A 21,802-nucleotide genomic window follows, 5' to 3' on the forward strand; every position below is an offset into this window, starting at 1 on the left:
TGTCGAAGTATCCGTCTTGAGTCTGTTACGATCGACGCCTACCTGCCTGCCGATTGCAAAGAGGCACGATGAACATGAAGTCATGGACGGTCAGCCGCGGCCCCGTAGCGGCAATACCCATAGATGTTGAAAAGGCAGCTGCCATCAACAACCTGCTCAGACAGCCAGCTGGCATTCTGCCCGCTTCGACAGGTGATGCGATCCGCCCTTTCGCCCGCGGTCTGTTTGAGGAGCTTCGCTCCGCACTCAAACCGGATGTGACCGTTACTGCGCTCCGTCGTGCGGTTGCGGCTTTTGTCCACTCGAAACGGTACTATTTTGCGAGCGCTCAGCCCGACGCGTACAGGCACGACATCAACGGCTGCCCGGTCGAACCTGTGTCAACGGAAGACAGATTGCTCGCCCAACAGCGCTTCTTGGGACTCAGCCGGAAACAGGGAAACACAGACCTGTCAGTTGAAACGACTGGTCCAAGCCAAGTTCAGCCTGACAAGACGCAGCGAATCCGTGCGTCCCTTCTGGGCGGCAAAGGAACGAAGTCCGCTCCCTTCAACTGACCAGTCTCTCTTGCTGTCCATTGGCGCGCAGCAGAGCCATAAGCATCGGTCCTAGCCCGAACTCGCCACGCTCGCTGCGCCGGGTGAGATCGCGCAGATAGCCGCCGGCTGAGTTTATGTTCTCTCCTTTCTCGAGAATGCAGGCCATGACGGCGGCGGCATTTGCGGGTCCCATGATCAGGCAGGCCTCCTGATAGGCTGAGGGGCTGACCTGGAGCATCGTCCGAACGACGACTGAGGCCGACATCAGATCGCGCCAATTCCCGATCCTGCCGCCGGGAGCGTAGTCTGATATCTGGGGGCAAGCCTGCAACACGAGGGCGAGCGGGAAGGATCTCAATTCGCCAGATTGAGGGTCCCCTCCCCTCGCCGACGAGACTGAATTTTCCCGGTTTGGCTGATTATCTCGCCGCTGAGGTACGGATTGCGGTGCCGATTGCACGATTTGCGTGGTCGCCATCCTATCATTTTCCAAGCACGGTTCAGATTCAGTAAGAGATTCGGTGTGTGAATTCTTTATGTGCCGCTCATTCTGACAGGGATTGCCGCTCTCTTTTTTACTTTTTAGCTGCAATTCCAATTGTTTGACCACATCCTCGCGAAGCAGTTCCAGTTCGTGGAGCGCGGTTTCCAGTTGATCGATCGTCGGGACGCGGGGCAGCTTCGCTGTTAGCTCCTGTAGATCCAGGGTAAGCTCAGGCCAGTCGCCTTCGGCCTTTTCCTGCAACGCGGTTTCGACCAGCTTGACGACATCTCGGCGGCAGAGCGTCCAACGTTCGCGTAGATGCTGGAGGTGCAGCCGTTCAGCAACGACCTTGGCGGCGAGTTGCTCGATCTCTACGGATCTGGCCAGCAATGGCGCCAGGGAAAATCCATAGGCGACGTAGATGTCACCGGATCTGGATTTGCGTGCGTACCGCTTCCCGTTAGGGCTGTCCCTACGGATGAGCAATCCTGCGCCGACAAGGTGAGACACATGCCGCCGGATCGTTTGCTCGGCCATGCCGTGCGCGCGAAGCGAGAGTTGGGCATTCGACGGGAACACGACGAGACCGTGCTCTTCCGACAATTCGTTATGCGGATAGAAGCTGAGAAGTGCGTTGAGCACCGCAAGCGCTCGGTCCGTCACGCCGAGAAGAGGCTTCGCCTCGCAGAGCGCTCGATACAGTTTCCATTTATCGATGGATTTACCAGGTTCAATCTTGCGGGATGCCACCTGTCTGGCAAACAGGCCAAGCGACATCGTCCGCCGCCCGAAGGGCGTGGTCACACTTCCACTCTCCATTTCCTTCACCTTTCTAAAGGCAAAAGAAATCCGCTCGTCGAATGACGCCTAGACTCTTGACAGTGATTCCCGGAAGTGCGATTCTCTAGCTGCTAAACATCGAGAAGAGCTTCCGTGACGGCGACGTTCGGGGGCTTTTTTCTTTTGCGGCTTTCTCCTTATTCCGATGACCTCAGGTGCTCAGTTTTTTGAGCGATGCTCTTCAAACAGCGATTGAAGCTTGTCGAGGACGAAAGCAGCGAAATCGGGCGCTTGTTTCCGATCAATCACCATCTCGACCTTGGCATCGCTGTGCGTGACTTTTGCGAGGCGTTCGCCAGCGGGAGATGACCAAATGTCCGCCTGCGCCTTCTTAGGACGAGGCTTCAAATGTGCGAGGAGCGCCTTGAAGCGCTCTTCGGACGGAAGGCTTTGGACTTCTTCTGCCCCAGTGAATGCGATTGCTCGATCCAGCAACTTCTTGCTCGATAGAAGCTCGGCAAGCTCCATCCAGTTGCGGCGACCGATGGAGGGCGCTGGGCCGATCGAGTCAATCAAATCATCGGGTATGCGCCCCACTACCGACAACATGTTCGATAGGTCGCTTTTGTACACCGACATGGCTGACATGATCACGTCGCGGGAGAAGCGTTGCTGTAGCTTATCGGCGAACCGAGCCTTTTCAATATAGGTGAGATCCTGCCGTTCATTATTCTCTTGGCCCTGCGCCACAACGAGCTGCTCATCGGTCAACTCTCGGACGATCGCGTTCACACGGGTGCCAAGTTCAGTGATTGCGCGAAGACGTCTATGTCCAAAGGCAACTTGGTACCGGCCCGGCTCGTCCGGGTGTGGGCGGACCAGAATGGGAACCTGTTGGCCTTGTTCTCGGATAGAGTTTACGAGGCGCTCATGGGCTTCCGCCGCTCCTGGCATTCGATCCGGGATGAACGATGGATCAATATCGGCCGTGTCCAGGGAAACAACCGCATGGCCTTCGGCAAGTCGCTTCTCGATGTCATCTGCGCGCCGGCTACGCTCGCTGACCTCACTCAGTGACTGTCCGATCGCACCCACCGGTGAACGTGAGGTATCTTGAATGAGCTCAGGCGATCCGAGGATCGGCCGCACGCGGTTTTTCTGGACCCGAACTTCGGCGGAATCTGCTGCGACGGCACCATGCTGGCCAAGACTGGCGAAAACGTCTTTCCTGCTCATGCGACCCTACCCCACGCCTTTTTGATCAACCCTTCAATTTCAGCGTTGACGTTGTTCATCGATTCTAGAGCCCGGTCGTAGGTCGCCCGCGTAAATTGGCTGCGCTCAACTTCATACAATGTTTGATTCGTCAGACCGGCATCGGAGACGGCAGTGCTTTTCAGCATTGGATGAATAAGGACATGATCACCGAATATGGACCGTAGGAACGCAACCATCTGGTTCTGTGGTCCATCGCTCGGTTCAAATCGGGTCACGAGATAGCGCATCCAGTTGTAGTCAGAACGAGCGCCGGCGGCGGAGATTTCCTCGAGGAGATCTCCGGTCATTGCGAGAAATTGGTTCATCGACATTACATCAAGCATCTGCGGATGGACCGTAACCAAAACGGATGTGGCCGCCGTGAGCGCAGAGAGCGTGAGGTAGCCGAGCTGGGGCGGGCAGTCGATAACGACGACGTCATAGAGGTTCTGCGCTTGTGCAATGGCCTGACCGATACGGGCAAAAAACAGCGTGTCGCCGGGCTGCCGCTTCATCAGCGCACGCGGCGTGTCATGCTCGAACTCCATGAGTTCCAGGTTTCCAGGGATCAGGTGAAGATCTGGGATATAGGTTGCGCGAACAATTTCTGCGATGGGTCTTTGCTGATCGTCATAGCGAATGGCGCCGTAGAGCGTTTCGTTCGGACCGACATCGACTTCCGGTTGGTGGCCGAATAGGGCAGAAAGGCTTGCCTGTGGGTCGAGGTCAATCGCGAGGACACGATACCCACGAAGAGCGAGGTGTTGCGCGAGATGTGCTGATGTTGTCGTTTTGCCCGAACCCCCTTTGAAGTTCATAACGGCGATAACCTGCAGTTCCTCTTCAGCGCGGCGATGGGGTAGATAGCGGCGCCCTCCCCTCGTGCCTTGGTCAAGATGCTTCCTCAATTCGTGGATGTCTTCGACGGAGTAGCTTCGCCGGCCGCCAGTTTGCGCCGCGGATAGGTTTGGCATTTCGGCGGCGACTTGGCGCAAGTACCCCTCCCCTATTCCAATGAGCTTGGATGTCTCCGCGGGAGTAAAGTTTCGGATTCCCTTTTCGGAATGCGGTGGAAAAACGGTAGCGTGATGGGCTTGGAGCTGCATTGACAGCGCAGAGGAATGGCGCTGAATCAATCCTTTGAGATCGGATGTGTCCGCCGTTACAATTTTCTCTGCTGTCTGTGTCATGCTGATTCGCCCAATTTAGCTAACTGCGGTTTTGGTCGAAGAATTCGGTTTTGACCGCAGTTGTATTATTGCCCCCGATTCTCTCGTGATGGCAAGGGCTTTTTGGTTAACGAAAAGTTAATATGCCTGACCTGTTTGCGCAGTTAGCCGCGGCTAACTCGGCAATCTAGAGCCACGTATCACAGGTTCGACGCGGAATGATGACTCTTGGCCGCAGGAGCGAAGGTCGGCGAGGCTCGAGGAGGCCAAGACAGCTACTATCCCGAAGATCGGTCGTGACGATCAGTCTGCGGTCGGTCAGGCAACAACTCAAAGTCGGGCTCCTGGTGACACTGCGATGAGCTTTGATGGCCGCGCCAAATGTTAAGTACCAGCGGTGAGGAAGGAGGCCTATCACGCGTGGTCCGGGTCACGGCTCTCCTTCCCATCTTGCTCGGCGACAATCATGGTTCAGGGACGAGCACGTCAGCGACCGCGATCGCTTGGCTGACCTTCGCGCGGTTCATGCATGTGCAACGGGGCCACTCGCTCCAGATACCTGGTGCTTCGGTCAGGCACATCGACAAGCAGGCGAATGGTTGTTCGCAGAAGGCGGGTCCTGCGAAGCACAGCTTCGCGGCCTAGGGTCGCCTTCCTTTAGCGCTGAGTGCCTCGTCGAAGTGTGATTCTTGTTGGTTCGCTTTTCGCCATGGGGGCCGCGTCCGCGTTGCAGCCGCCACTTATAGCCGGCATTGTGCGGGAACGGGAAAGGAACTGTCTGTCTGCTCATCCTTTGGCCTTGACGCATTTTGGTGCTCCTTCAGCACGCGTTCAGAACGGATCGAATAAGGCCAGTAGTCGCATGGCTAGCGGCAGCTTCTCCGGTACGATTAACGGCCGACTGGGTCATCGGGTAGGCTGCCGCCGACCCGCCCGGACCAGGAAGCGCTTCGTCAACGACTAGCCTGGTCCTCCGCAGTGGACGTTCTGGCGGAACCCAGTCCACAAGTTCGACACTGCAGAAAGGGCCCCCACGCCCAAATATCGCCGCCGCGATTCAAGCCTCAAAGGGGGACCGACGGCGCAGGCTCAAGCGTTTGCAAATTCCTGGCTCATAGTCGCAGTTAGCCGCGGCTAACTGCGACTGGAGGACGGACGCATATCAAGGCCTTTGCGAGGGGCTCCTCCCCCATCACAGATTATGCGGCGTGCTAAGCGCGTTCATGAACTGACAGCAAACTCGCCTCCGGGACACTTCCTTTGACTCCTCCATTGTGACAGTTGAAGCGGCCCCTCGCCGAAAGGTGATGCTAAAATGTTCCCGCGACAAGGCAGAAGCGGATCGCTGATCGACGCGGGTTGCTTGGTCGAAACACTATTTGGATCGGACTCCTGCCGCGGGCTTTGAGCTACGCGGCAGGGCACCTAGCGGACTGAGCTAAGTGCTGTCTTTGGGCCGAGGTGCGTTCCCGCCATTACCTCTTTGAGCAAGCCTCAAATATGCCCGGCTGGATAGAAGATTGTCGTGGCCGATCGCCGTCGTTTGAACATTCGATCTTCCTGTGATCGGTAGCATCGGCGACCACCATGTCCGATACTTCCGCTACTTCGTTCATCTCCGCGGCGGAAGGAGTGCCTAGAGCGTCCTACGAATTGAGAAAAAGGGGGCAATCGCGCGATGGCTCAGACTCTTACGCAAGCTCGAGCCATACAAAGGTGTCGCCTATGAGGAACTCATAGCCGCGGTCGGAATGGAGGCATCCGCAATGCGGCACCGGCAAGGGCCAATTCTGAAGGCCCGACGATGCTCGGGGTGGCAACATGTGTTCGGCATGCCCTGCCCGGGCGAAACAGGAAAGCAAGGGTAGTGCGCTCCAACGCTTGAGTGCCACACCTAGGGATTTCGCATGCCGTCAACTGATGGGGTACTGAACCGCTGATTTGGGCCCCGGTCTACTTGAGGAGTTGAGCGGCTCGACCGCTACGCCGGGACGCATCATTGTAGTAGCTGGTTGCCTGCTGCACTGAACGATGCCGCGACTGCTCCATCGCTTCGGGTAGGGGAATGCCTCGGTTCGCAGCCTCCGTGAGGTACCCGGATCGCAGCCCGTGCGCCGAAAACTCCCCCGGCTCCAGCCCGGCCATCCTTACGCGTTGCTTGAGAATGTCATTGACGGCCTTGGGATCAAGCGCCCGACGGCTGACATTGCCCCAGCGATCGATCGCCCGAAACACGCTGCCGCTTTCGATCTTGGCGGCCGCCAGCCAGGCGTTCAGGGCGACTACAGGTCGGCCGGTCAAATAGACAACTTCGTCCTGATCGGCGCCGGAGGTCTTGGTGCGGCCGAGGTGAATCGACAAAGAGGGGAGGGCTGTGCCATCGTCCCCTTTGACCGGCGGTTCGATCCTCAATTGTTCTCTTCGCAGGCCGGCGACTTCGCTGCGGCGACGACCGCCGGATGCGAAGGCGACCATGAGGATCGCCCGATCGCGCAGATCGCGGAGACTGTGTTCGCCGCAGGTTGCCAGCAGCTTCGCCAGCACGTCGCCGGTCACCGCCTTGGCGCTCTTACGACGGCGTTGTCGCGGCACGGCACGGACCGCGAGGCGAACGGCCGATTTCAGGGCAGGGGAAGCGAAAGCACCTTGAGCGCCGCGCCATCTCGTTAGCGTCGACCAGTTCGCAAGCCGCCGCCGCACGGTGTCCGGCGCATGCGGGCCGGTGGACCTGAGGAAGCCGCCGTCCCGCAACGCGTGCTCGACGTCGGCCGGCATACCGTGCTCGGGATCAGTCTCGCGCTGGCGCGGATTCCAAAGATGATGCGCCACGAATTTCAGCAGCAGCGCCTCCGGCGCCGGCCAGGGCAGGGGAGATCCGGTTGCGGCTGACGACCAGGCTTCCAGATAGGCGAGATCGGAGGTCAGCGCGCGCAGCGTGTTTTCGCCCATGCCTTCGTTGACGAGATGCCGCAGTGTCTCGACATCCTGGTCGGTCAATAACTCGGCGAGCTTGTCGCGGCGGTCGATCGGCAGCACCGCGGCGATCGTATCGAGCTGTTCTGCGCGGCGCTCGACCGTCGGCTGCACCGCCGGCTGCCCCGGCCGCGCGACCATTAGGCCTGCTCCTTCTGTGGCCGCCACCGTGCGATGATCTGCTCGATCTCGCTCCGGTAGTCATACGGGTAAACGATGTCCTCCTCGCGGGCGAGAAAGGTGAAGATCGTCGCCATGTCCTCGCCGATGTGCGGATCGACATTGGCAAGATCGGTGAGATCGAAACCGCCATGCACGTCGGCGTTCCACCAAGCAAGCAGGAAGTTGGCGACACGCCGGCCTTGGCCGGTGTCCTCGTGGGCGACGTTCAGCAGCTTTTCGAGCGCAAATTTCACCCGGTCATCCATGGCACCCTCTTCCTCGTCCATGAGCGCAGCGATTGACGACGTTCATCGGGGCAGGCCGTGGTTGTCATAGAGATCATCGTGGTTGGAGGTCGCATCAGCGGGCACGGTGGCGGGTCCCTCGACAGCCAGCCTCAGGACCTCGTCCATCGATGTCAGCGCAGCAATCGGCCGCCTGTGGCGGCAGATCATGATCTCATTCTGACGTGCCGCCAGGTCAATCAATTCCTCGAGCCGTTCCGAGACCTCGTCAATCTCAACCAGGATTTTCATGTTCAACGTCCTCTACCAGACACGTTCGTGCAGCACTGCATCGAATACCAGATCGGTCGAGACGAAAGCGCAATGCTCGAGCCGCGCCTGGGCGGCGAGGATCCGGTCCCAGGGATCGCGATGCTCCCAATCGAAAGCGGCCGCCAGCTCGGCATGCAGATCGCTGATGGCAAGTGTCTGCAGGCCGCTGGCTGTCACCGCGGCCCGCAATTCCTGCGGTTTCAGGTCGAGCTTCTTCAGCCGCATCTTGTTGTCGAGTTCGTAGAAGGAGACGGCGCTGACGAGGATGGTGTTGGCCTTGTCCTCGATCAGCGACCGTGCCTTTATGGAAAGGCGGTCGCTGCCGATCGTCCACCAATAAACGGCGTGACTGTCGAGCAGCACTTTCATGAGTGGTTCTTGGGATCGGTGGACGTGCCCTGCCAGACGCCGACATCGTCGTTGAAGTCGCCGGCGTCGATCGCCGCCTGTTCGGTATCGACGTCGTCGAACAGATCGTCGGGCAGGCCGCGCTGACGCAGCAGCCCGAACGGTCGTTTGCCGCCGTCGGCCGGACCGATGCGGGCATAGACTTCGTTGCCGCGCATGATGATGATCTCTTCGCCCTGGTTGGCGCGTTCGAGCACCTCGGCGAAATTTTTGCGGGCTTCGCTGATCTTATAGGTCGTCTGCGGCATGAACGGGCCTCGAAAACGGATGGGAAAGCGACGATACGCTCAATTCCCACGACGTACAACTTATTTGTACATCTCACTTCCGATAAGCGATACTTATCGATAGTTAGAACGCCAACTCTCAATCATGCCCACTGGCGAATCTTAAAAGATATATAGAGTTCGTTTAAGAAATCATTTACCATGATTTCAATGGCTTACGATCTCGCGAAAATCAACATGAGTGGTAAGCGGGGGTAAGCGGGGCTGTGGCTTTTACTTCCCGATTTCAATTGAAGGGCTAAGCCAAAAATCCGACGCGCGAATTTTACCTAACGATTTCACGCCACCGATAGGGGAGGGCGTTTCAAAACGGTGACGGCCACGCCACCAACGGACATGTTCGCTCACGCGATCGAGGAGCCTCCGTGCTTTTTCTCAAGAGACCGCTTCAGGCCGATGATCTCCTTCAGCGCATTCGTGTGAATCTGCTCCAGGCGTTTCAACTCGCTCTCCAAATATGCGTTGCGCTGATCCAGCCTAAGCCGATCCTCTTCCAAGAGCTCTATTTTCACTATCGCGTTATGATAATTCTGCCGCAACTCCTCAAAAAAAGGGCGCTCGGCGACGAAATGGGTTTCGGGATCGAATTCAGGGACGTCGCCGACATGCACAACGCGAACCGCTTTGCCGGCAACGACCAACCGGGCGCGGTAGGCCCGTTGAATTTCCGCTTGGGTCAGCGCGTTCGGCTTGCGGGGACGGCCGCGAGGGCGTTTGGGGGTATCCATAGTGGCTATTTATCATAACGCGTTATCGGCGTATAGCCATCAGCGCAGGGCAACCACGCGCTTCGCCGGGTCGGCATCAATGTCCCGAGTCGAGAGAGATTGAAGCCCTGAAGAGCTTTCAGAGCCCAGACGCCTTGGTGAGGTTGGTGCGGAAGCGGTCGCGGCGCCGCTGATATTGGCGGGTCATCTCGGCCGAGGCGTGGCCAAGCTGTTTCTGCACGTAGCGCTCCTCGATCTCGGCCGAGGAGGCGAGGCCGGCGCGCAGCGAGTGGCCGGCGAACAGCCCGGCCCGTTCCGCTTCCGGGAGATCGGCGCGGACGCCGGCGGCAAGCGCGGTCTGCTTGACCAGGCGGGCGACATGCTTGTCGGAGAGCCGCTCGACGTCGATCGTTTTGTTATCCTTGAAGATGCGGCGGAAGAGGGGACCCCTGGCGATGCGGCCAAAGCGGATCCAGCGCTCGAGGGCAACGACGGGGCAGGTTTGATCGGAGGCGCCGCGGCCGACCTCGACCTCGCGCCAGCCGGTCTTGCCGCGCAGTGTCAGCAGCACGCCCTGGCCGGGAAAAATCTCGATCCAGCCATGGCCGTCGCTGTGATCGTCGCGGACGATGTCGAGACCGACGATCTCGGACCGCCGCAGGCCGCCGGCGAAACCCAGGAGCAGGATGGCGCGGTCGCGCAGACCGCGCAGATCGTGACCGAGCGTATCGACCATCGCCTTGATGTCTTCGCCCAGCACGGCCTCTTTCTGCCGCGGTGGCTTTCCATGCTTGCGGCGAATGCCGGCGAGCACTGTCGCGATATGCCGATCGGAGCGATCTATCGGCGCGCCGCGCTGGGTAAAGTTCCAGGCCAGGCCGGACAGACGCCGCTCGATGGTTGCGACCGAAAGGGGAGGGGCATTGCGTTTCCGATCGCCGGCAGTGGTGCCAATGACACTGCCTGAGGCTGTGCCCGAGGCACAGGCGCCGATATAGAGGCCGATCACCTGGCTGGACGGTGGCATCGGGTCGAAGCCCTCCCGACGGCACCAGGCGGTGAAGTGCCGCCAATCTTTGGCATAGGCGCTGCGGGTGTTTTCGGAACTGGCGGCGTTGGCGTAGGCTGTCGCGGTCGCAACGAGGGCTTCCAGCCGCGCCGGCGGTGGTGATGCGCCGGTTTCGATGACGAGATCGACGCCGTCGGAAGGATCTGCATTGGCAGAATCGTCGATTTTGGGCGTGTTTGCCGGGGGATTTTGCATGGTTCGGAGCCTATCAGAATACGTCCGGTAATGCAAGGTTACCGGACATAAAATGCTGTTGACGGGCTGTGCGGTTTTTGGGGAAATATATGGCATAAACTGCACGCTTCGATTATGCTCGGCGGCATGGATTCGCGCTCCCGCTCGCCTCTCTTCGCCCCGGTTCCGCCGGCGGCCGTGCCGCCCCTGCCAACCTGGGCAAGCCCGCGCGCCCCGGATTTGGGCGAGACGGATGCGGCCTTCGCCGCCGGCATCGCCCTGAAATCGCTGGACGATCTCGTTCGCAGCGGACCCGCTTGGGCCGGCTGCTGGCGCCAGCGCCTGGCGCTGCGATGCGCGCAATCGGCGGTGCAGTTGATCGGCAGGAGCGAGGGCGAAGCGGGTTTGCGCGACGCGGTGCTGCTCACCGCGCCCGGCGACGATCCAGGCCCGGCCGGAGCGATGGTTCTGGCCTTTCAAAAGCTGGCGGCGAAGACGCGACCGATCGGCAGCAAGGTTTTACAGGACCTGGCGGCGCTGATCGGGCAGCGCAGCGACGGCCTGAGCGAGATTGCCGATCTCTTCGACGTCGCGCTGCAATCGGGCCGCTCAGCGCCCTTTGCCGTCGCTGACCTGGTCGGCGGCATCTCAGCCGCCCGCCCCGACGCCGAAATTCTGGCCTGGTGGCTGGCCGATCGGCTGCTGGCGGAAAAGCTCGGCTGGGCGTGCGGCGTGCCGCTGTTGATGGGCGAACGCTACGGCGCGGCGTTCAAGACGATCGGCGGCCGCGGACGGGTGCGGCCGGGCGAGCCTGGCTTTGCGCGGGCGGTGTGCCTGGCGTTGGTCGCGGCCACGGTCGAGGCCCTGCGGCAGGCCAACGACATCGGCCGGCGGGCCGAAAAATTGCTGGCGGCGGCGCCGAAGCTGCGGACCAAGGGCGCCGGCGTCGTCATCGAAAAACTGCTCGAGGAGGATGCGATTGCGGCCGCCGCACCCGGCAGTCCTCTGTCGCGCTGGGCGGCGACGCGGTTGTTCGAGCGGCTGGAAAGTTTTGGCGCGGTGCGCGAACTGTCCGGCCGGACCTCGTTCCGGATTTTTGGATTGTGACGATGGCCGGATCGGGGGCAACCAGGACACATCGAGGCAGGAAATCGAGGCCGGGGGATGAAATCCTCTATGACCGAGAACTCGAGGATCTGCCGCCGGAGCTGCGCTGGCGCGAATGGATGCTGCGCGTCGAGGCGGTGATCTTTGCCTCGGCCGAACCGGTCACGCGTGAAACGCTGGCGCGGGTGGTCGGAAAAAGCTGCAGCATCGAGCTTTTGATTGATGATCTGCGGGAGGAACTGCGGTCGCGTCCCTATGACATCGTCGCGGTCGCCGGCGGCTGGCAGCATCGAAGCCGTTCGGCTTATGCGTCTGCAATCCGCGCCTCGCAGGTGCCAACGCGATCGTTCCCGGTGTTGCTGACAGAGCAGGAAGCCGCGGTGTTGGCGGCGATCGCTTATTTGCAGCCGGTGACACGCGGCGAGCTGTCCACCATGTTCGGCAAGGAGGTGAGCCGCGACACCATCGCCAGCCTGCGCGACGGCGGCTTCCTCGGCTCCGGCCCGCGCAGCCCCACACCCGGCGCGCCCTACAGCTATGTGACGACCAAGCATTTCCTGTCGGCGTTCGGCCTCGAGACTCTTCGTGACCTGCCCGATCTCGAGCGATTGGAGGACGCCGGGCTGCTCAGCCGACAGGCGCTCGAGGGGGATGCACTGGAGGTGCATGAGAGCGATGCATCGGAGGGCGACTGATTCATCCAAGAGCTATGTTTCGGCCTGTCTCATGCGTTCGATCGATGACGTCGACCACGCTCCATAACCCGCGCATAAGCTCCGAGCAGGGCTGCCACTTCCACGGGCTTTGGCTGGACGATCGCTTTAGCCTGGAGTTTCCGGAGTTCTCTTCGTTTCGCGAGGCAATCCGCAAAACGCTCGATGAGCCTCCTGTGGCTCTTCGACCCCAGGATCAGAAGTCGCCACTGCGCGGCTGCCGTTTCGTCGCCGGCCGTCAGCCAGCCGTCGTCTGGTCGGTTTGCGGCCCACGCAATGCAGCGCGCCCGCGCCGCCGTGGACAGGCTGGTCAGGGTCATTGTCGAATAGATGCCATCGGGCAGGTTCAAAAGACGTCGAATGAGCGAACGGCTGGATGGCGTATCTCTCATCCCTTCCAGTCGACAGATGTCGTCAATGCAGCGATCGAGCTGTCTTGCCGCTGGACTGATACCAATTCTCGGTGCGCGACGCAGGTCGTAGCCACAGCGAGCACAGTAATGTTGCGGCACCAGTTCAGCTTGGTCGAAGACAGCAATGCAGCTTTGGCAGGACGGACATCGGTCGCGCAATCGACAGCTATGTTTCGAACATGAAACCCGGGTTGCCAGTCGCCATCTCCGCCGAAAATATGGCTGCGCATCCTCGGCGAGACAGTAAGAACAAAACTGCAGCCAGGTTGAATCGGTCCGATGCCCGCCGTTGCGAAGCGGTAGCAAGAGCTGCCTCGGCAGGGCGTGCGGCAACATCATCGCCGCGAGCTCGTCGGGCGCAATACCGGTGTTGGCGCTCAGCAGCTTTGCGGTGTCACTCGGGAGCCTGAAATCAAGGGCTGGCGACCACATCCCCGAATTGCGCCGGAGCACGCGAGCGAAGGCTCGCGGCGGAACACCATTGGCATGTGCAAGACGGTGTAGCCAGCTCGACAGCAACTCGTCTGCCTGGGGCACGACGGTGACGGGCCAGCGGTCGGAAACCACGTCACGATATCGTTCACGGATGCTGATCGTCGGTGCAGACGCGTCGACCATCGTCACAGAAGGCTCTCGCGTAGAGCCCCATTGCGCCGCTTAGAAACCGGCACGTGGCGCAGTTCGTCGATGCTGGCTTTGCTGATACGTTCAGTTCCGGATCTGATCGCCGCAATAGCTGCCTTGGTGACGATGGTGACGATCTCACCGATCAAGCCCTCCGATAGGCCGAATATCCGGCGCGCCAACGGCTCGTTCGACAAATCCGAGGTTTTGGCGAGCGGCAATGCGGCCTCGAGACTGTCGAGCAGCATGAGATAGTTTTCATCATACTGCCAGCGCGGGACCGCGACCAGGTCGAAGCGGCTCGCCATCTCGCTGGTGGCGTTGATGAAATCGCAGACGGCCACCTCGCCGATCAGCACCGGCGAGATGTCGTACTGGCGGCCGATCCGCCGCAGGAAGGCAAAGACGGCTTCGACGTCGCGGGCACGGCCCCGCAGCGCATTGTGGAACTCGTCGAGAATCAGCACCTTCGGTTTGAGGCTCGCCAGCAAGTGGTCGAGTTGCTCCGCCTTGCGACCGACATCCCACATATCGCCGCCGGGAGCGCGCAACGCCTGCAGAATGCTGGCATAGAAATGGCCGAGGCCGGCGCCTTCGCGTGTCTGGACCATCCAGACTTTTTGCGCGGGTGCGGCTTTTAGGTGCTCGACGGCGAATCGCTCGGCGATCATCGTCTTGCCGTTGGCGTAGGGGCCGACCAACATCAGCCCCTGGGTTCGCAAAGACGGGGGGCGTTCCAGGAGCTCGGCCAGCCGCCGATGGCTGTGCTGGGCGACATGATGTCCGATCCAACGGGGTGCGCGGATATAGGCGATGCGCTCTTCCCGATCACGGCAGAGATATGGCCGGACATGTTCGAGCAAATGATCCGACATGGCTACCAATCCTCCACCGGCAGCCGGCGCTTCTGGCGCGGGGGATGCTCTGCCGGAGGAGGCGCCGGCGGCTGCATGACCGCGTAAGGCTTTTCCGCCGCAGCGGCATGGGCGCTGCGGACAGCGTCGCGCAACTGGCGCTTGGAAGCCTTTGCGGTCTCCGCGATGGCCGCGATCTCGCGGCGGACCGCTACCTTCTCGACGTTTGAGCGTTGATTGGTTGTGCGCCGACGGGTGCGCTCGGCCTCATGTTCCCATAGGGTCACCGGCGTCAACTGGCCATCGCGTCGCTCGACCGGCCGGAATAGTCGCGTCTCGGGGTCGCGGATGTAGACATGACTGATATCGCGGGGATCGTATCGCACCTCGAGCTTTCCGAGCCGGTCACGCTCGGCAACGAGGACACCCAGCCACGGCGAATAATAGTGCAAGGCGAACAAGCTGGTTCCTTGCGGCGACAAGTTCCTTTCCGCCCTCGGCAGGAACGACAACAGCACCCGTTGCGGGTCATCGTCGAAACGAGGCAGGGCCGAGGCGGTGCGTTGCCATTCCGTGATCGGAACCTTCAGGGTCTTTGAATTTTCCTGCAGATTGTGATCGATCACGGCCAGCGCAACGCAGCGCTCCAAGTCGGCGAAGCTCAGGCAGGCACGCCGCTCGGACGGATATTCGTTGCGGTGGGCCACCGAACGGCCCGAAGAGCCGGGATAGGTGGCAAGGACCGCGTTGACCTTGCCCAACAGTCGTTCAACCACTCCGCCGTGATGGACACGGCCACGATCGCGGGGCCGGATTCGGATGCCGTAATCGTCACAGCCTTGTTTGAAGGCATGCCCCTTGAACTCCTTCGCGGAGTCCGTCACCAGCAGTCGCGGTCGACCGAACATCGGCCAGGCGTGATTGAGATTGCGCGCGGCAAGCCACGTGTCTTTCGGACACATGGCCTGGGCGAGGCATAGCGCGACAGACAGGACCGACGGTTTCTCCAGGGTGAGGCAGAAGCCGAGAATGGATCGTGTCGCGACGTCGGTGATGACCGTCAAATAGGGGCGGCCGACGAACAGACCGGCTGCGTCGACAACCTCCACGAAATTGATATCGGTCGGCGTATGGTCGATTTGGCACACGGCGAGCGGGAGCGGCGCGTGGATATAGCCGGGCCGCGGCTTCAGCCGCAGCAAATGCTTCGGATTGGCCGAGCGCTTCTTCGCGATCTCTTCAGGCGAAAACAACATCGGGATGCGCCGGGCGACGGTCACATAGGACGGCACGGCAACACCAGCTTCCTCGCAGCGTGCGCGGATCTCGTCGACCACGGGAGCAAGTGCGGTCGGCTCGAGCGTCAGCCACTTCTCGCGAAGCGTGACCGCAATAATCTCCTCGACCTGTTCCGGCAGCCGCTTGCGCCGACCGGCGGCGGTGCGAGGCAGCAAGGCGGTCACCGTGCGATCGGCGCGATAGCGCGCAAGGAGATTGTAGATTTGCCGCGTGGTCAGCCGCAGCTCGGCCGCGGCGCGTTCGACGGCGGCCTGTCTCGGACCGCCGCCATCGAGGATCTTGTCCAGTTCGCGGGCGATGCGCCTGGCCATCGACCACTGCTCGTCCGAAATTGGACGCGCCGTGGGCAAGGTTTGGTCGTCCAATCGCTTTGGCACGGGCGCTTCATTGAAATCGTTAGCGAAAAATCGACATCAATTTAGCGCCTAAACCTAACGCCTGTATGACAATTTCCGATTTGAAACGCGGAAGTAAAAGCCACAGCAGTCCTTTGCCGTCTTGACGAGCGCATCGCCCGTTCGCCGGTCGGCGCCGGCTTCCTCGAACGGCAACACTTTGCCGACGCCTGCGCCTCGCTCTGGCTCGACGGCGAGCTCGTGCATCTCGAGGATCTCGTGCTCCATGACGCCGGCGCCGACGTCCGCGCCCCAACCCACGAACTCACCATCGCCCGCGACGTGTTGCGATCCCGCCGGCGCATCTCCAGCCAGTCGCCCGCCTTGGCCCTTAGCCCCGACGGCCTGCGGAGCCTTCGCCGGGCGCAGGCTGGGCGTGGGCCCGGACCATCATTGGGAGACGGCGGCGCAACTGACGGCGATGGGAGTGATGGGGAACCACTTGTGGGAGGGGAGGGGGAGAGTGCGGCCGACACCACCGCCTTGGACTCCGAGTTCGCAGCGATCGACGCGGTGCTCGCCCGCTCTAGTGCCGCGATCGGGGACGCAAAACGCCCCGGCCGGGCGGCCGCGAGCGGTCGCGACGGCGATACCAAGGCGCTGGTCTACGATCTCGACTGGGACGAGGACGCGCGGCTCAATGAGTGGCGTGACGTGCTGCGGTCAGCGGAGGGCCTGCCGCCGGTATTGGCGGCGATCGTCGCCCTCGATGCCTGGAACGAGCTGTCCGTGTCGCAACACGCCCCTTGGCTTGGTCGGTTGCTCGGCGCGGCGTCACTGCGCCAATGTGGCATCTCAACTGGCGGCCACCTCGTCGCGGTCAATGTTGGCCTGAAAGCTATTCCGGTCGACCGACGCCGGCATCGCGATCGCGACACAAGGTTGCTGGCCATCGCCCATGGTTTGCTAGCGGCCGCCGAGATCGGGCTGAAGGAGCATGACAGGCTGGCGCTGGCCCGTACTATGATGGAGCGGAAGATCGCGGGACGGCGAACATCGTCGAAACTGCCGGGGCTAGTCGAGCTGGTGGTGGCGCGGCCGCTAGTCTCGGCTGGCATGGTGGCCGAGACGCTCGGCGTCACGCCGCAGGCGGCGCGACGGATCGTGGTTGAGCTCGGCTTGCGCGAGATGACGGGCAGGGGGAGGTTTCGGGCTTGGGGGGCGCTTTGAGTTCTTATCCATGAGCGCTGGTGGGTGTTTGAAGGCCGTCACGCAATCCGGTCAGCAACTATTCGTGCAGAATTAGTAGTGCATCGGCGCGTGAGCATATTGTATTACCGCAAGTATATGGAGATTGATGGGCGGACTCGCGCATTGATTGCGACCAGCTGTTTTTGGTGGAAGAAAAAAATGACTCTGCGTTTTGTGCATCTTTCGGACATTCATTTCGGTCAGGAAAAACACGGTACGGGCCCTATTAACGACGATGTGCGGCGCGAATTGTTGCGCGATTGCAGACGTATGATAGCAGACGGCTATATCGTCGAGCCCGCAACAGGCATTCTACTTACGGGCGACGTCGCCTATGCGGGTAAGGAAGCCGAATTCAAACGTGCTGTTGAATGGCTAGATGAACTGGCGTCCGTCATTAAATGCGATCGAAAGCAAGTGCAGGTGATCCCGGGGAACCACGACGTCGATCTTCAAACACTCGACGATCAGGCTAAGCTCTTTCAGGGGATGCTAAGAAAAATGTCCGTTGAGGACATCCAAGCATATCTGAACTCGGTGGCGGATAGTGATAATCACCCGCTTATGCAAAAGCTGACCGACTACCGGAGCTTTGCAGGTGCCTACGGTAGCGACTTCAAGAGTGTCGGCCAGCCGATAACAATCAAGTCCTATAGTCTTGGAGGTGGGAAAGATATCAGGATCATCGGTCTGTGTTCCGTTCTAATATCCGATTTGTCTGATAAGTTAGAAACGATGTATCTGGGACAGAACCAGTATGTAGTACCGCGCAGCGATGACCATGAGGACATTGTCATGGTTCACCATCCACTTCCGTGGTTCAAAGACAGTGCTATAGCCGAAAAATACCTAAATGCGAGAGCTCGGGTCCTCATGAGTGGACATGAACATCTCCCAGCATTTCCCGGGCCTTCCTTTGAGGCTGCGACTTCGAGCTACCCACGGATCAGCGAATTCAAAGAGAGGTTTCGACATGCCACTGGTCAAATTCAACATCTACAGCGGATGGACTGAGGAGCAAATCAAGGGTAAGCATTGCGAGCGCCCCACATTTTATTGAATTTCAGTTCGCGCATAATCCCATCCTTCGAGATTGAGAGGTGGGAATGATGGATCTGGGGCCATTCGACGGCGAGGAGAAGGCTGTATCGCATAGTGCTGATGACAGTCATCAGCACTATGCGCAAGGTGCTGCAGAGCGGGCTCGATCGGGTCCGCGTCGTGTCGAGGTTATCATTGGCGGAGATCGCCGCCGTCGATGGAGCCCGGAGGACAAGGCAAGGATCACTGCGGCGAGTTTTGTGCCCGGCGCCAATATCTCTGCGGTCGCGCGTCAATACGGCGTCAGCCAAGGCCTGTTGCACTACTGGCGGCGCTGCGCCCGCGAGAGCTTATCGGATGCGGAGGAGATGCGTTTCGTGCCGATCGTGAAGGTTGGCGACGAACAGCCTCAACCATCTCTCGGGAAGACGCTGACCGTTCGAGTTGAGATGAACGGTGCTTGTGTCGTTATCGAAGGCGGCGTTGATGAGCGTACGTTGCGGACGGTGTTCAGCGCGATACGGGGTTCGGCTTGATCACGCTTCGATCGGATTTACGGATCCTGATTGCTTCCAAGCCGGTCGATTTTAGGAAAGGCATAAACGGTCTGGCGGCGCTGGTGTCGACCGCGCTTGGCGCGAACCCTTATTCGGGCGACGTGTATATCTTCCGCAGCAAGCGCAACGATCGTTTGAAGATGGTGGCTTGGGATGGCAGTGGCATGGTGTTGTTGACCAAGGTTTTGGAAGATCGTCACTTTACCTGGCCTGCCGTTCGTGATGGGGCCGTTCATCTCAGCGCAAGCGAGATGGCGCTTTTATTAGATGGTCTGGACTGGACAAAGGTCGAGCAGAAGCCCGTGAAGCGCCCTACAAAAATAGCGTGATCTTATTGTAATCCATGGACATTTTAGCTGTTGTGCGGTAGTGCTTGGTCATGCTCAACCGTGGCCAACACTTGCCTCGGGACCCGGACATTCTGGTCTGCATGGTCCTGGAAAGAGACGCTGAAATCGAGCGTCTGAAGGGCATGTTGAAGGCGGCCAACGCGCAGCCTTTTGGGCAGAAGTCCGAAAAGTCCATTACGGTTCTTGAAGGGCAGATCCGTCTCGATCTGGGGGACGCGGAGCTTGACGTTGCGGTGGGTGCGGCCAACGATGAGCCAAAGCCGGCTCAGGCGCCGCGCCAAGCAAGCTCCAAATCTCAACCTCGCCGCAACCTCGGTGCCCTCCCTGAACATCTTGAACGCGTCGTTGAGGTGATTGAGCCATCATCCTTGGAATGTGCCTGCTGCCAGGGGCGACTCCATCGCATTGGTGAAGAAGAAAGCGAGGCCCTCGCGTCACGGCCGGCCACGCTTTATGTTCTGCGCACCGTGCGACCGAAGTATGCCTGCCGGACTTGTGAAACCGGCATTGTTCAAGCCAAAGCGAAACCGCGTTTGTTCGAGGGCGGCTTGGCGACGACGGCGATGATCAGCAATGTGGTCGTATGGCGATATGCCTGGTACCTGCCACTCAACCGCCAGGTCCAGATGCTGAAAGGACAGGGCGTCCGTTTGGACACATCGACGCTTTGCGGTTGGGTGAAACGGTCAGCCTGGTGGCTGAAAACGCTCTACGACAAGCTCTTGGCTTACATTCACAGCCATAACCGGGTGTTTGTGGACGAGACCCGCATGCCTGTCCTGAAAAAAGGCCGGAAACGAGCCAAGGTCTGTCAATTCTGGGCGCACGCGGTGGACGATCGACCATGGAACGGTCCCGCGTATCCCGCGGTTGCCTATGTCTTTGCCCAAGGTCGAGGCAAGGCGGAAATCCAGTCGCAACTGGCCAGCTACAACGGGCTCCTGCAAGTCGATGCGTATAAAGCTTATAAGAGTTTGACCCGGCCCGGTCGTAAAGCCGGAACGATTAAACTCGCCTATTGTCTGGCTCACGCGCGTCGCAAGTTTGTGGATGTCTATAAGAAGTACAAATCCGAGCTGGCCAAAGCGGTGATCGAGCGCCTGGCCGAGATCTATGCGATTGAAGCCAGAATCCGCGGCACGAGCGCCGAGCATCGCCTGTCGGTCCGTCAGACGCAAACCAAAGGCCTGATGGCTGATCTCAAAACGTTGCTGATGGATACGCTCAAGAATATATCCGCCAAAGACCCGGTCGCATCCGCCATCAAGTACACTCTGGGGCTCTGGTCTGGGCTAACCCTATTCCTGGATGACGGCAGGCTTGAGGTCGATTCCAATACCGTCGAGCGCAATATGAGAAGTATTGCGCTTGGACGCGTCAACAGTCTGTTCGCCGGCAGTGATGGCGGCGCCGAGACGTGGGCCATTTTGGGTTCGTTGCTGACCACAGCAAAGTTGAACGGCCTCGATCCCTATACGTGGCTCAACGACGTGCTTGAACGCATCGTGTCGGGCGAGATAAAGTCGACCTCCTTGGAGCGTTGCCTGCCTTGGCATTGGAAACAAGAACATGCCAAAGTGAATATGGCGGTAGCAGCGTGAAACGACCCAGGCGTGCGAAACTTCTGACCCTCGAGCAGCTGGAAGCCTGGTTCGACAAGGCTGAGCCGGTGCCGCCTTGTGGCGGCGTCTCGATGATGAATGGCTTCCTGACCGGTTTGGCGGCTGGCCCGGTCTTCCTGCTGCCCAATGATTGGATGTTCCATGTCATCGGCGATCACGAGAAAAAAGCGCTCATCGGCAACAAGATCCAGGCGGTGATCGATACGATCGTCGATCATTACAACCTCATAGCCCATCAACTGACGGCGCCCGGCCGCTATGCGCCGATGTTAATGCGGACTGACGAGGGCGAAGTGCTTGCGGGCGACTGGGCCGACGGGTTCTTCGGCGCCATTAGCCTGAACCTAGAAGGTTGGGCACCGCTGTTCGCTCAAAAGCAGACCGGCGAACCAATCATGGGCATCCTCATTCAATGCACAAAGCCCGATCTGATCGAAACGATCTCGACGGCGTTTCCCAAGCCGACTGAGGCCATCCTTAAAGACGCCTGGCGTACGCTCCCATTCGCGGTCGAGAGCATTTACGCGCGTTGCAAGCCGATGCGCTTCAACCCAGGCGCTCCCGCCAACGACGCTTAGTCCAGGTTGAGGATCGGCGTCACGCCCATGCCTGTGGGGTGCTCGCAACGGATACGTCCGGTCGTTCGAGGTTCCGGAGCGCGATCGCTATCAAATCCTAACGCAGCATGCGGCGACCACGATGATAGCTGAGGATACAGGCCTCGGAATCCCGCGTTCCGATCGTTTCGTCTTAATCGAGGTTATTTCCCGACCGCGATCGACCGAGCGAAAGAAGGCCTTCTACGCAAACCTTGTCGAAGACCTGTCGACGAGATGTGGGATTTCTCCCTCCGACATCATGGTTTCCTTCGTCGAGAATACCGATGCCGATTGGTCGTTTGGATTGGGTCGCGCGCAGTTCCTGACTGGCGAATTGTAGGGGTTTCCCAGCGGGGACTGGCCACGTTCCCCGCCAACTGTGCCCGGCGCTGACGCGCCGGGCATTTTCACTGGGTCGTGCTGAAGCACTTCGCTCGCGATGTCTATCGCGCACCGACCGTGAACAAGGGG

At 60.0% G+C, this 21,802-nt stretch carries 22 protein-coding genes and 1 pseudogene; 10 read left to right on the top strand and 13 right to left on the bottom strand.

Annotated features, from left to right (window positions below):
- The first annotated feature begins 74 nt into the window (after positions 1-74).
- On the top strand, positions 75-557 hold the full coding sequence (locus tag ACMDCR_RS00950; RefSeq protein ID WP_413993794.1) for a ProQ/FINO family protein: 483 nt from the start codon (positions 75-77) through the stop codon (positions 555-557).
- Here the strand turns inward: ACMDCR_RS00950 and repC are convergent.
- From repC to ACMDCR_RS01000, 10 genes are all read right to left on the bottom strand, one after another.
- Positions 550-1,842 carry a plasmid replication protein RepC gene (gene repC / locus ACMDCR_RS00955; RefSeq protein WP_413990730.1) on the bottom strand — a complete coding sequence of 431 codons (1,293 nt, stop codon included), beginning with the start codon at positions 1,840-1,842 and terminating at the stop codon, positions 550-552. The two genes, ACMDCR_RS00950 and repC, sit on opposite strands and share 8 nt — an antisense overlap.
- 180 nt (positions 1,843-2,022) lie before the next feature.
- Positions 2,023-3,039 (bottom strand): plasmid partitioning protein RepB, encoded by a 1,017-nt coding sequence (gene repB / locus ACMDCR_RS00960; RefSeq protein WP_413990731.1) that lies wholly within the window; start codon positions 3,037-3,039, stop codon positions 2,023-2,025.
- Positions 3,036-4,250, bottom strand: coding sequence for a plasmid partitioning protein RepA (gene repA, locus ACMDCR_RS00965; protein WP_413990732.1), 1,215 nt, complete (start codon positions 4,248-4,250; stop codon positions 3,036-3,038). Before repA ends, repB begins: the two co-directional genes overlap by 4 nt.
- 1,932 nt (positions 4,251-6,182) lie before the next feature.
- Entirely contained in the window at positions 6,183-7,343 is a 1,161-nt protein-coding gene (locus ACMDCR_RS00970; protein ID WP_413990733.1) for a tyrosine-type recombinase/integrase, read from the bottom strand.
- Positions 7,343-7,630, bottom strand: coding sequence for a hypothetical protein (locus tag ACMDCR_RS00975; protein WP_413990734.1), 288 nt, complete (start codon positions 7,628-7,630; stop codon positions 7,343-7,345). The genes ACMDCR_RS00970 and ACMDCR_RS00975 overlap by 1 nt, the downstream gene beginning before the upstream one ends.
- A gap of 42 nt (positions 7,631-7,672) precedes the next feature.
- Complete coding sequence (locus ACMDCR_RS00980; RefSeq protein WP_413990735.1) at positions 7,673-7,900, bottom strand: prevent-host-death family protein; 228 nt, start codon at positions 7,898-7,900, stop codon at positions 7,673-7,675.
- Between the two features lie 12 nt (positions 7,901-7,912).
- Positions 7,913-8,290, bottom strand: a complete 378-nt coding sequence (locus tag ACMDCR_RS00985; protein WP_413990736.1) for a type II toxin-antitoxin system VapC family toxin — start codon at positions 8,288-8,290, stop codon at positions 7,913-7,915.
- Entirely contained in the window at positions 8,287-8,577 is a 291-nt protein-coding gene (locus tag ACMDCR_RS00990; protein WP_413990737.1) for a type II toxin-antitoxin system Phd/YefM family antitoxin, read from the bottom strand. Before ACMDCR_RS00990 ends, ACMDCR_RS00985 begins: the two co-directional genes overlap by 4 nt.
- Positions 8,578-8,960: 383 nt before the next feature.
- Positions 8,961-9,344, bottom strand: a complete 384-nt coding sequence (locus tag ACMDCR_RS00995; protein WP_413990738.1) for a hypothetical protein — start codon at positions 9,342-9,344, stop codon at positions 8,961-8,963.
- A gap of 118 nt (positions 9,345-9,462) precedes the next feature.
- Complete coding sequence (locus ACMDCR_RS01000; protein ID WP_413990739.1) at positions 9,463-10,587, bottom strand: tyrosine-type recombinase/integrase; 1,125 nt, start codon at positions 10,585-10,587, stop codon at positions 9,463-9,465.
- Positions 10,588-10,713: 126 nt separating this feature from the next.
- Here ACMDCR_RS01000 and ACMDCR_RS01005 point away from each other — a divergent pair, with 126 nt between their 5' ends.
- Positions 10,714-11,673: a DUF1403 family protein gene (locus ACMDCR_RS01005; RefSeq protein WP_413993795.1), complete on the top strand. Its 960-nt coding sequence runs from the start codon at positions 10,714-10,716 to the stop codon at positions 11,671-11,673.
- A 2-nt stretch (positions 11,674-11,675) separates the two neighbouring features.
- Positions 11,676-12,368, top strand: coding sequence for an SMC-Scp complex subunit ScpB (gene scpB / locus ACMDCR_RS01010; RefSeq protein WP_413990740.1), 693 nt, complete (start codon positions 11,676-11,678; stop codon positions 12,366-12,368).
- A gap of 29 nt (positions 12,369-12,397) precedes the next feature.
- Here scpB and ACMDCR_RS01015 read toward each other — a convergent pair whose 3' ends face one another.
- From ACMDCR_RS01015 to ACMDCR_RS01025, 3 genes are read right to left on the bottom strand one after another with little or no spacing between them, the layout of a single operon-like run.
- Positions 12,398-13,417 (bottom strand): TniQ family protein, encoded by a 1,020-nt coding sequence (locus ACMDCR_RS01015; protein WP_413993796.1) that lies wholly within the window; start codon positions 13,415-13,417, stop codon positions 12,398-12,400.
- Between the two features lie 2 nt (positions 13,418-13,419).
- A complete protein-coding gene (locus tag ACMDCR_RS01020; protein ID WP_413990741.1) occupies positions 13,420-14,298 on the bottom strand; it encodes a TniB family NTP-binding protein in 879 nt (292 codons plus the stop codon).
- Positions 14,299-14,300: 2 nt separating this feature from the next.
- Complete coding sequence (locus tag ACMDCR_RS01025; protein WP_413990742.1) at positions 14,301-15,887, bottom strand: transposase; 1,587 nt, start codon at positions 15,885-15,887, stop codon at positions 14,301-14,303.
- Between the two features lie 165 nt (positions 15,888-16,052).
- On the opposite strand from ACMDCR_RS01025, the pseudogene ACMDCR_RS01030 reads away from it, so the two are divergent.
- The 7 genes and pseudogenes from ACMDCR_RS01030 to ACMDCR_RS01060 form a co-directional block, all read left to right on the top strand.
- Positions 16,053-17,141: pseudogene (locus ACMDCR_RS01030) on the top strand (RHE_PE00001 family protein); the annotation flags it as partial.
- Positions 17,142-17,165: 24 nt separating this feature from the next.
- A complete protein-coding gene (locus ACMDCR_RS01035) occupies positions 17,166-18,176 on the top strand; it encodes a metallophosphoesterase family protein (RefSeq protein ID WP_413990743.1) in 1,011 nt (336 codons plus the stop codon).
- A 92-nt stretch (positions 18,177-18,268) separates the two neighbouring features.
- A complete protein-coding gene (gene tnpA / locus ACMDCR_RS01040) occupies positions 18,269-18,739 on the top strand; it encodes an IS66-like element accessory protein TnpA (protein WP_413990744.1) in 471 nt (156 codons plus the stop codon).
- Entirely contained in the window at positions 18,736-19,089 is a 354-nt protein-coding gene (gene tnpB, locus ACMDCR_RS01045; RefSeq protein ID WP_018856625.1) for an IS66 family insertion sequence element accessory protein TnpB, read from the top strand. The genes tnpA and tnpB overlap by 4 nt, the downstream gene beginning before the upstream one ends.
- 50 nt (positions 19,090-19,139) lie before the next feature.
- On the top strand, positions 19,140-20,711 hold the full coding sequence (gene tnpC / locus ACMDCR_RS01050; RefSeq protein ID WP_413990745.1) for an IS66 family transposase: 1,572 nt from the start codon (positions 19,140-19,142) through the stop codon (positions 20,709-20,711).
- Positions 20,708-21,310: a YecA family protein gene (locus ACMDCR_RS01055; RefSeq protein ID WP_413990746.1), complete on the top strand. Its 603-nt coding sequence runs from the start codon at positions 20,708-20,710 to the stop codon at positions 21,308-21,310. The genes tnpC and ACMDCR_RS01055 overlap by 4 nt, the downstream gene beginning before the upstream one ends.
- Positions 21,311-21,431: 121 nt before the next feature.
- On the top strand, positions 21,432-21,671 hold the full coding sequence (locus ACMDCR_RS01060) for a tautomerase family protein (RefSeq protein WP_413990747.1): 240 nt from the start codon (positions 21,432-21,434) through the stop codon (positions 21,669-21,671).
- The last annotated feature ends 131 nt before the right edge of the window (positions 21,672-21,802 follow it).

The sequence above is a fragment of the Labrys okinawensis genome (assembly GCF_047345005.1).
In the GTDB taxonomy this organism is placed as follows: domain Bacteria; phylum Pseudomonadota; class Alphaproteobacteria; order Rhizobiales; family Labraceae; genus Labrys; species Labrys okinawensis.

Excerpts from the sequence above, each read along its gene's own strand:
- repC (WP_413990730.1), bottom strand. The coding sequence starts at position 1,842 with ATGGAGAGTGGAAGTGTGACCACGCCCTTCGGGCGGCGGACGATGTCG.
- ACMDCR_RS00995 (WP_413990738.1), bottom strand. The coding sequence starts at position 9,344 with ATGGATACCCCCAAACGCCCTCGCGGCCGTCCCCGCAAGCCGAACGCG.
- ACMDCR_RS01005 (WP_413993795.1), top strand. The coding sequence starts at position 10,714 with ATGGATTCGCGCTCCCGCTCGCCTCTCTTCGCCCCGGTTCCGCCGGCG.
- ACMDCR_RS00950 (WP_413993794.1), top strand. The coding sequence starts at position 75 with ATGAAGTCATGGACGGTCAGCCGCGGCCCCGTAGCGGCAATACCCATA.
- tnpA (WP_413990744.1), top strand. The coding sequence starts at position 18,269 with ATGATGGATCTGGGGCCATTCGACGGCGAGGAGAAGGCTGTATCGCAT.
- ACMDCR_RS01060 (WP_413990747.1), top strand. The coding sequence starts at position 21,432 with ATGATAGCTGAGGATACAGGCCTCGGAATCCCGCGTTCCGATCGTTTC.
- ACMDCR_RS00990 (WP_413990737.1), bottom strand. The coding sequence starts at position 8,577 with ATGCCGCAGACGACCTATAAGATCAGCGAAGCCCGCAAAAATTTCGCC.
- ACMDCR_RS00975 (WP_413990734.1), bottom strand. The coding sequence starts at position 7,630 with ATGGATGACCGGGTGAAATTTGCGCTCGAAAAGCTGCTGAACGTCGCC.
- ACMDCR_RS01015 (WP_413993796.1), bottom strand. The coding sequence starts at position 13,417 with ATGGTCGACGCGTCTGCACCGACGATCAGCATCCGTGAACGATATCGT.
- repB (WP_413990731.1), bottom strand. The coding sequence starts at position 3,039 with ATGAGCAGGAAAGACGTTTTCGCCAGTCTTGGCCAGCATGGTGCCGTC.
- ACMDCR_RS01025 (WP_413990742.1), bottom strand. The coding sequence starts at position 15,887 with ATGGCCAGGCGCATCGCCCGCGAACTGGACAAGATCCTCGATGGCGGC.
- repA (WP_413990732.1), bottom strand. The coding sequence starts at position 4,250 with ATGACACAGACAGCAGAGAAAATTGTAACGGCGGACACATCCGATCTC.
- ACMDCR_RS01000 (WP_413990739.1), bottom strand. The coding sequence starts at position 10,587 with ATGCAAAATCCCCCGGCAAACACGCCCAAAATCGACGATTCTGCCAAT.
- ACMDCR_RS00980 (WP_413990735.1), bottom strand. The coding sequence starts at position 7,900 with ATGAAAATCCTGGTTGAGATTGACGAGGTCTCGGAACGGCTCGAGGAA.
- ACMDCR_RS00985 (WP_413990736.1), bottom strand. The coding sequence starts at position 8,290 with ATGAAAGTGCTGCTCGACAGTCACGCCGTTTATTGGTGGACGATCGGC.
- scpB (WP_413990740.1), top strand. The coding sequence starts at position 11,676 with ATGGCCGGATCGGGGGCAACCAGGACACATCGAGGCAGGAAATCGAGG.
- ACMDCR_RS01020 (WP_413990741.1), bottom strand. The coding sequence starts at position 14,298 with ATGTCGGATCATTTGCTCGAACATGTCCGGCCATATCTCTGCCGTGAT.
- tnpC (WP_413990745.1), top strand. The coding sequence starts at position 19,140 with ATGCTCAACCGTGGCCAACACTTGCCTCGGGACCCGGACATTCTGGTC.
- ACMDCR_RS00970 (WP_413990733.1), bottom strand. The coding sequence starts at position 7,343 with ATGGTCGCGCGGCCGGGGCAGCCGGCGGTGCAGCCGACGGTCGAGCGC.